The sequence below is a fragment of the Streptomyces sp. NPDC059874 genome (assembly GCF_042731135.1).
Taxonomy (GTDB): Bacteria; Actinomycetota; Actinomycetes; order Streptomycetales; family Streptomycetaceae; genus Streptomyces.
Genome location: NZ_JBHWJY010000153.1, coordinates 1 through 8142, shown reverse-complemented (window position 1 = coordinate 8142; position 8142 = coordinate 1). Strand labels below are relative to the sequence as shown.

The 8142-nt window shown below is 71.8% G+C and carries 6 protein-coding genes; 3 read left to right on the top strand and 3 right to left on the bottom strand.

The genetic code is table 11. From position 1 onward, the window contains the following. Nucleotides 1–54: 54 nt before the first annotated feature. Nucleotides 55–2646: an ABC transporter permease gene (locus ACFV9H_RS40735; protein WP_385408932.1), complete on the bottom strand. Its 2592-nt coding sequence runs from the start codon at nucleotides 2644–2646 to the stop codon at nucleotides 55–57. Further along, nucleotides 2643–3419: an ABC transporter ATP-binding protein gene (locus ACFV9H_RS40730; protein WP_385408936.1), complete on the bottom strand. Its 777-nt coding sequence runs from the start codon at nucleotides 3417–3419 to the stop codon at nucleotides 2643–2645. The genes ACFV9H_RS40735 and ACFV9H_RS40730 overlap by 4 nt, the downstream gene beginning before the upstream one ends. 388 nt (nucleotides 3420–3807) lie before the next feature. On the opposite strand from ACFV9H_RS40730, the gene ACFV9H_RS40725 reads away from it, so the two are divergent. Beyond that, nucleotides 3808–5442 carry an MFS transporter gene (locus ACFV9H_RS40725; RefSeq protein ID WP_385408934.1) on the top strand — a complete coding sequence of 545 codons (1635 nt, stop codon included), beginning with the start codon at nucleotides 3808–3810 and terminating at the stop codon, nucleotides 5440–5442. Nucleotides 5443–5507: 65 nt separating this feature from the next. Continuing rightward, a complete protein-coding gene (locus ACFV9H_RS40720; protein ID WP_385408930.1) occupies nucleotides 5508–6365 on the top strand; it encodes a hypothetical protein in 858 nt (285 codons plus the stop codon). Nucleotides 6366–6415: 50 nt separating this feature from the next. Here ACFV9H_RS40720 and ACFV9H_RS40715 read toward each other — a convergent pair whose 3' ends face one another. Then, nucleotides 6416–6976, bottom strand: coding sequence for a CGNR zinc finger domain-containing protein (locus tag ACFV9H_RS40715; RefSeq protein WP_385408928.1), 561 nt, complete (start codon nucleotides 6974–6976; stop codon nucleotides 6416–6418). A gap of 80 nt (nucleotides 6977–7056) precedes the next feature. Here ACFV9H_RS40715 and ACFV9H_RS40710 point away from each other — a divergent pair, with 80 nt between their 5' ends. Beyond that, nucleotides 7057–7911, top strand: a complete 855-nt coding sequence (locus ACFV9H_RS40710) for an alpha/beta fold hydrolase (RefSeq protein WP_385408926.1) — start codon at nucleotides 7057–7059, stop codon at nucleotides 7909–7911. Nucleotides 7912–8142 lie beyond the last annotated feature (231 nt).

The window sequence follows — 8142 nt, the reverse complement described above, 5'->3', positions numbered from 1 at the left end:
GTCCGGGACCCAAGTCCCGGACCGGCGGCCTCCCCCGTTCGACCGCGGCGCCGCCTACTCGCTCGCGATCGCGTTCAGGACGTTCATCCGCCCGGCCCGGAAGGCCGGCACCAGCGCGGCCAGCAGACCCACCAGAGCCGATCCGGCGAACACCCCGAGGATCGTCGGCCACGGGATCTCCAGCACGTTCATGCCCTGCAGCGCGAGGAGCTTCTGCGCGCTCGCCCCCCAGCCCATGCCCAGGCCGAGGCCGAGCAGCGCGCCGAAGAGGGCGATGACCACCGACTCCAGGCGGATCATGCGCCGCAGCTGGCGGCGGGAGAGGCCGATGGCGCGCATCAGGCCGATCTCTCGGGTCCGCTCCACCACCGACAGGGCGAGGGTGTTCACCACGCCCAGGATCGCGACGATGATGGCGAGGCCCAGGAGCCCGTAGACCATGTTCAGCAGCTGGCCGACCTGGTCCTTGATGGCCTGCTTGTAGTCGCTCTGGTCGCGCACCGTGTACTGCGGGTACTCCGCCACCGCCGCCTTGACCGCGGCGTACGAGGTGTCCTTCTTCCCGTCCTTCGCGCTGGCCAGCAGCATGAAGGGGCGCGGCAGCCGGTCGGCCGGGACGTTCGCCTCGGCGACCGCGGTGCTGATGTACTTGATGTTCTTGTCGATGCTGCCCTCGTCGAGGGTGATCGCGGCGACCTTCAGCTTGACGGTGTTGCCGCCGGTGAAGGCGACCGTCAGCTGGTCACCCAGCTTGATGCCGTGCTTGGTCGCGTACTCCGAACCCACCGACATGGAGTCCTTGCCGTACACGGCCGTGTGCTCGCCGGCGACCATCTTGCGCCGGACGTCCTTGACGTACGACGGGTCGTTGGCACCCAGGGCGACCTCGTCGGTGCTGCCGTCGGGGGCGGTGACCTTGGCCGGCACCTCCCGGTAGGCGGTGACGTGGTCGAGGCCCGGGGCGGCGCGCACGGCCTGCTCGGCCTGCGGCATCAGCGGCTGGCCGGTCTCGGAGTTGATGATGTAGTCCGCGCCGACCTTCTTGTCGAGCTCCTCGGTGGCGGAGGCCACCATCGAGGAGCCGACCACCGACAGGCAGGCGACCAGCGCGAGACCGATCATCAGCGCGGCGGCGGTGGCGCCGGTGCGGCGCGGGTTGCGCAGGGCGTTGCGCTCGGCGAGCCGGCCGATGGAGCCGAAGGGCCGCAGCACCGCGCCGGAGAGCACCCGGACCACGCCCGCGGCGAGCAGCGGGCCGATCACGATGAAGCCGATGAGGGTGAAGACGACGCCCAGGCCCAGCCAGGCCGATCCGATCTTGGCGTCGTCGGCGGCCGCGGCGAGGAACAGGCCCGCCCCGCCGATGCCGGTGAGGACCAGGCCGAGGATGGCACGGCGCACGCCCGCCTTCCTGTCGCCCGGGGTGCCCGATTCGCGCAGCGCGGCCATCGGGGAGACCTTGCCGGCCCGGCGGGCCGGGACGAAGGCGGCGACGACGGTGACGACGACGCCGAGGACGATGCCGATGACCGGGGTGGTCCAGGCGATCGTCAGATCGTCCGTGGACAGCTTCATGCCCATCTGGCCCATGAGCTTCATCAGACCGACGGCCAGGCCGACGCCCGCGCCGATGCCGAGGACCGCGCCGACCACGCCGAGCAGGAAGGCCTCGACGACCACGGACTTGAGGACCTGTCCGCTGTCGGAGCCGATGGCGCGCATCAGGCCGATCTCGCGGGTGCGCTGGGTGACCAGCATGGCGAAGGTGTTGAAGATCAGGAAGATGCCGACCAGGAAGGCGATGAGGGCGAAGCCGAGCATCACGTACTTCATGACGTCGAGGAAGGAGCCGACGTCCTTGCGGCCCTGGTCCGCGGATTCCTTGGCGGTCTGCAGCTTGTAGGTGTCGGCGCCGACGGCCGAGGCGATGTTCGCCTTGAGCCGGTCGTCGCTGACGCCGTCCTTGGCGGTCACGTTGATGTTGGTGAACAGGCCGGGAGCGCCGAGCAGTTCACGCTGGGCGGTGGCCGTGTCGAAGTAGACGAGGGTGGCGCCCGGGTTGGTCACCTTGAAGGTGGCGATGCCGGAGATCTTGGCGCGGAAGTCACCGGTGACGGCGATGGTGCGCAGTTCGTCCCCGAGCTTCAGCCCGTGCTTCTTCGCCGTGTCGGCGTCGACCATCACCTCGGTCGGGCCGCGCGGCTCGTGACCGGAGCTGACCTTCATCGACTTGAGCTCGTTGTCGTTCCAGCTCGCGGCGATCGTCGGGGCGCCGGAGGTGGGGCCGACGTTCTTGTTGCCGGCGGCCACGACGGTCACGGACAGGGAGACGACGCTGCCCTGCGCGGACTCGACGCCCTGCACCGCGGCGACCTTCTCGACGGCGGCGGCCGGGATGGTCTCCGGCCGGGCGTTGGCCGGGTTCTCCACGTCGTCGTCGCCGGAGCCGATGCCCTTGCCCGAGACGGTCACGTCGGCGCCGGTGGTCGCGAAGAGCTTCTCGAAGGTGGTGTTCATGGTGTCGGTGAACACCAGCGTGCCGCAGACGAAGGCGACGGAGAGCAGGACCGCGACGGCGGAGAGCGCCATCCGCCCCTTGTGCGCGACGAAGTTGCGCCGCGAGGTCTTCAGGACGGTGTTGCTCATGACGTCCGTCCGCGGGCGTCGAAGTCCTTCATGCGGTCGAGGACCTGGTCGGCCGTGGGCCCGTACATCTCGTCGACGATCCGGCCGTCGGCGAGGAAGATGACGCGGTCCGCGTAGGAGGCGGCGACCGGGTCGTGGGTGACCATGACGATGGTCTGGCCGAGCTCGTCGACCGAGCGGCGCAGGAAGCCGAGCACCTCGGCGCCCGCCCGGGAGTCCAGGTTTCCGGTCGGCTCGTCACCGAAGATGATCTGCGGGCGGGCCGCGAGCGCGCGGGCCACGGCCACGCGCTGCTGCTGGCCGCCGGACAGCTCGGTCGGGCGGTGCTTGAGCCGGCCGGCCAGACCGACGGTCTCCACGACCCGGTTCAGCCACTGCGCGTCGGGCTTGCGGCCCGCGATGTCCATGGGGAGGGTGATGTTCTCCAGGGCGTTGAGCGTGGGCAGCAGGTTGAAGGCCTGGAAGATGAAGCCGATCCGGTCGCGGCGCAGCTGCGTGAGCTTCTTGTCCTTCAGCCCCGTGATCTCGGTGTCGTCCAGGAAGATCTGCCCGCTGGTCACCGTGTCGAGACCGGCGAGGCAGTGCATCAGCGTGGACTTGCCGGAGCCGGAGGGCCCCATGATCGCGGTGAACCGGCCCCGCATGATGTCCACGTCCACGTCGTCGAGGGCGACCACGCGCGTCTCCCCGGAGCCGTAGGCCTTGACGACCCCGCGCGCCCGGGCCGCGACGGCTTCATGCCCTCCAGTACCCCCGTGCCTGGTTTCGGTCATAGCCGTTGTCACGGTCGTTCTCCTTGTTCGGTGTGCGGTGTGCGGTCGCCGCCGCCGTCGCCGTCGTCGTCGTCCTGAAGTCTGTGGCGGGAGGGGGGTCCGGCGCGCTGGTGCCCATCGCCGTATCCGCCCGGGGGTTAACCCCACCCCCGGCCCCCGGCCCGTATGTTCCAGTTAAGGAGCCACCGGGACCCCGCACCTCCTCCGCCGGGACGAACGGCCCCTGGGCCGTAGTACGGAGCTCCCCCTAGGGGTTGTCCACCCTTCGGACGATGCGCCCTGAGGGATACCGGCGGCATGGCGGCGGTGAGATGGTGTTCCCCGGACATACGTGTACGGGGAAGGGATCTTGGTGGGCTCAGGGGAAAGCGCCGACGTGCCGGACGACATACCCGCGGGGGATTCGAACGGCCCGTCCGGAAGCCCCCTCTCGGCCGGCACCGGCACGGCGGGCGGCGCCGGCCCGGCGGCCCCCGCGGCCTCGGCCTCGTCGACGCCTGATTCGACGGCTCGGCCCGCGGGGACGACACCGGCCGGGCGGCCTCCCGGGACGGTCGTCGCCTCGCTCATGCTCGGGATGGCGCTCGTCGCCCTCGACAGCACCATCGTCGCCACCGCCGTCCCGCAGATCGTCGGCGACCTCGGCGGCTTCTCCGTCTTCTCCTGGCTCTTCTCCGGCTACCTGCTCGCCGTCACCGTCACCCTGCCCGTCTACGGGAAGCTGTCCGACACCCTCGGCCGCAAGCCCGTCCTCCTCTTCGGCATCGGCCTCTTCCTCGTCGGCTCGCTGCTGTCCGCGTTCGCCTGGAACATGGCCGCCCTCATCGCCTTCAGGATCGTCCAGGGCCTGGGCGGCGGAGCCCTCCAGGGCACGATCCAGACCCTGGCCGGCGACCTCTACCCGCTCAAGGAACGGCCGAGGATCCAGGCCCGGATGTCCACCGTCTGGGCCGTCTCGGCCGTGGCCGGCCCCGCGCTCGGCGGGCTGCTGGCCTCGTACGCGCACTGGCGCTGGATCTTCCTCATCAACCTGCCGCTGGCCGGCCTCGCCCTGTGGATGATCTCCCGCCACCTCGTCGAGCCCGTACGCTCCCCCGGACGCAAGGGCCCGATCGACTGGGCGGGCGCCCTCGGCGTGTTCGCCTGCGGCGGGCTGCTGCTCTTCGCGCTCGTCCAGGGCGGGGTCGCCTGGCCCTGGCTGTCGGCGCCCTCCCTCGGGCTGCTCGCCGCCAGTACGGTCCTGGCCGCGGTCGTGGTCCGGGTGGAACGCCGGGCCGAGGAACCGATCCTGCCCGGCTGGGTCTGGCGCCGGCGCACCATCGCCGCCGTCAACCTGGCCATGGGCGCGCTCGGCCTGTTGATGGTCGCCCCGATGGTGTTCATGCCGACGTACGCCCAGTCCGTGCTCGGCCTCGGGCCCGTCGGCGCGGGGCTGGTCATGTCCGTGATGACCCTGAGCTGGCCGATCACCGCCGCCCTCAGCCAGCACGTCTACCGGCGCATCGGCTTCCGCGACAGCGCCGTGATCGGGATCGGCCTGGCCGCGGCGATCCTGTACGCCTTCACCCTGCTCCCCTACCCCGCCCGACCCTGGCAGCCCGCGCTGATCATGCTGCTGCTGGGCGGCGCCCTCGGCCTGTTCCAGCTCCCGCTGATCGTCGGGGTCCAGTCCACCGTCGGCTGGGCCGAACGCGGCACCACGACCGCCTCCGTACTGTTCTGCCGGCAGGTCGGCCAGAGCGTGGGCGCGGCCCTGCTGGGGGCCGTCGCCAACGCCACCATCGCCGCCCGGCTCGTGGACGCCCCGATGCCCGGACTGCCCGACCACCTGGACGACGTCGCGAAGGCGCTGGACCACCCGGGACTCCTCCCGCGGGCCGCCGCCGACCACCTGCGCGAGGCCGTGGCCGCGGCGGTGGAGCACATCTTCCTCGGCGCCACGGCGGCCGCGGTGGCCGCGCTGCTGATCCTGCTGCTGGTGGCCCCGCGGCGGTTCCCCGTACTGCCGGAGCAGGAGCACTAGCCGACTTGTCATGACCCCCGCCATTCAGAGACCCTGTGACCAGGACCGTTCTCCGGGGGGACGACATGGCTTCCACACTCTTCGCACTCGCGTTACTCGCGGCACTGACCGCTCCCGTCGGCCTGCGCCTCTACCACCACCCCGGTTTCGTCACCGGCCGCGACGGTCGCCTCTCCACCTCGACCACCCTGGCCCTGGCCTGGACGGTCATCCTCGTCTGGCTGCTGCTCGCGATCCTCGGCCACGGCCTCACCGCGGGCGGCGGAGTGTCGTACTTCCAGGGCTCCGACGGCCCGCTGTCCACGCTGACGACCGTGTACCTGCCGCTGCTCGGAGGCCCGTACGCGGCCCTGATCGGCGCGAAGACGGTCGTCGGCAAGCGGCTGGAGAACGGCAGCATGGCCAAACCCGCCCCGAAGCCGACCCCTTCGGGGCGCCGGCCACTGCGGGAACTCGTCGCGAACGACAGCGGCCGCGTGGACCTGGTCGACCTCCAGTACGTCGCCCTCAGCACGGTCACGATGCTCTACGTCGTCCTCTTCTTCCTCGCTGACGTCGGCGCCGGGCTCCCCCACCTCCCCGCCGAGATCTGGGCCCTGACGGGCGCCCCGGCCGGCGCGTACCTGATCAACAAGATGGCGGTCCGCGCGAACCCGGTCATCACCGACGTCACCCTCACCGACTCGGTCCTCACCATCGAAGGCGGCGGCTTCACGCCGGACCCCGCGGGCCCCCCGCCCCGGGTCACCGTGAACGGCACGACCACCCCGGCCACCCTCGACCCGGCGACGGGCAACCTCACGGCCCCCCTCCCGGAAGCCGCGAAACCCCCGCTCACGGTGCTCGTGTCCACACCCCGCGGCCTGCGCAGCGACCCCTACCACTACGAGCCGACGACCGTCCCGGCGCAGCAGGCCGGCTAGGGCCTGCCGCCCCTGGTGCTGCGGCCGGAAAGGTTCACCGGGTCACGGCACTAGGCCTTCTCCCCTCCCTTGTGGCGGGCGTAATAGCGCGCCACCCGGGCCCGGTTGCCGCAGACCGATGCCACGCACCAGCGGCGGCGGGGGTGCGTCGGCAGGAAGACCAGCACGCACCCCTCCCCCTCGCACGCGCGCACCGATCCCACCCGGGGATCAGTCAGCAGGTCCACGACCGACTCGGCCAGCTCCGCCGCCAGCCGTCGGGCCGGCGTGCCCGCCCGACGGGGAACCGCCTCCGGGCCGCCCGCCGCGCTCCAGGCCAGCTCGTAATGGGCGGGCGCCCCGGCCAGGGCCTCGTTGAGCGCACCCAGCGCCCCGGCCGGCGGCCGCTCGCCACCCCGCACCGCGTCGAACGCCGCCCGCGCGGCCTCCCGTACGCCGAACACGGCCGCGACCTCCGCCTCGGCCGGCTCCCCGACCGGAGTCAGCCGCCCCTCCTGCTCGACCAGCCATGCCGCGAGGCCCGCGGGGTCGGCGACCAGGTCACCGAGGGTGGTGCGGGTGTTGAGGAGGTCCAGCGCGAGGTGCTCACCGGTGAGCGGAAAAGTCGTCACCCCTTAATGCTACCCATGCCCCTTGACCCATTAGTGATCACCGGACAAACTAATGGAACCAACACCCCTGGAGGCATGTGATGGCCGCAGTTCAGCACCACACCGTCGACATCGACGGAGTCCAGGTCGCCTACCGCGAAAGCGGCCCCGCCGACGGCCCCGTCCTGCTGCTCCTGCACGGCTTCCCCACCGCCTCCCACCAGTTCGCCCGCCTGATGGACGCCCTCGGCAACACCCCCTGGCGCCTGATCGCCCCCGACTACCCCGGCTTCGGCCGCACCGAGGCCCCGGCCGGATTCACCTACACCTTCGACCGGCTCGCCGACACCATCGAGAACTTCACCGACGCCCTCGGCCTGGACCGCTACGCCCTCTACGTCTTCGACTTCGGCGCCCCCGTCGGCCTCCGCCTCGCCGCGCGCCGCCCGGACCGGGTCACCGGCCTGATCGTGCAGAACGGCAACGCGTACGAGGAGGGCCTGTCGGACATGGCCCGCGAGTTCACGGCCCTCCGCCGGGACGTCCCGGGCAACGAAGACCAGGTCCGCGGCCTGTTCACCCTCGAGGGCACCCGCTTCCAGTACGAGGCCGGCGTCGCCGACACCTCCCTGATCTCCCCCGACAGCTGGACCCTCGACGCCCACTACCTCGCCCTGCCGGGGCGCGCCGACGCACAGGCCGACCTGGCCTTCGACTACGCGTCCAACCTGAGGCGCTACCCGGAATGGCAGGCATGGCTGCGGGGCGCCGGGATTCCGGTCCTGGTCGTCTGGGGCGCGGGCGACCCCTTCTTCACCCCGGCGGGCGCGAAGGCGTACCTCCGGGACGCGCCGGACGCCGCCGTCCACGTCTTCGACGGCGCGGGCCACTTCGCCCTCGAAACCCACCTCGACGCCATCGCCCCGCTGATCGCGACGTTCCTGTCCGACCTCTAGCCAATCCGCTGCGGCGGGGGGCTCGGCCCGGCCGGGTGCGGCGCCGCTGCCGGGTGCGCTGCCCCCGGACCCCCGCGCCTCAAACGCCGGCGAGGCTGGGATGGTCCCCCGGGCGGGATCTCGACCCTCGGGTCCACCCCGCGCCTCAATCGCCGGCGGGGCTGGGGTGGTGCCCCCCGGGCAGGTTTCGCTCCTCGGGTTGGTCCGCGGTGTCCCTCCGGGGCGTCTCCT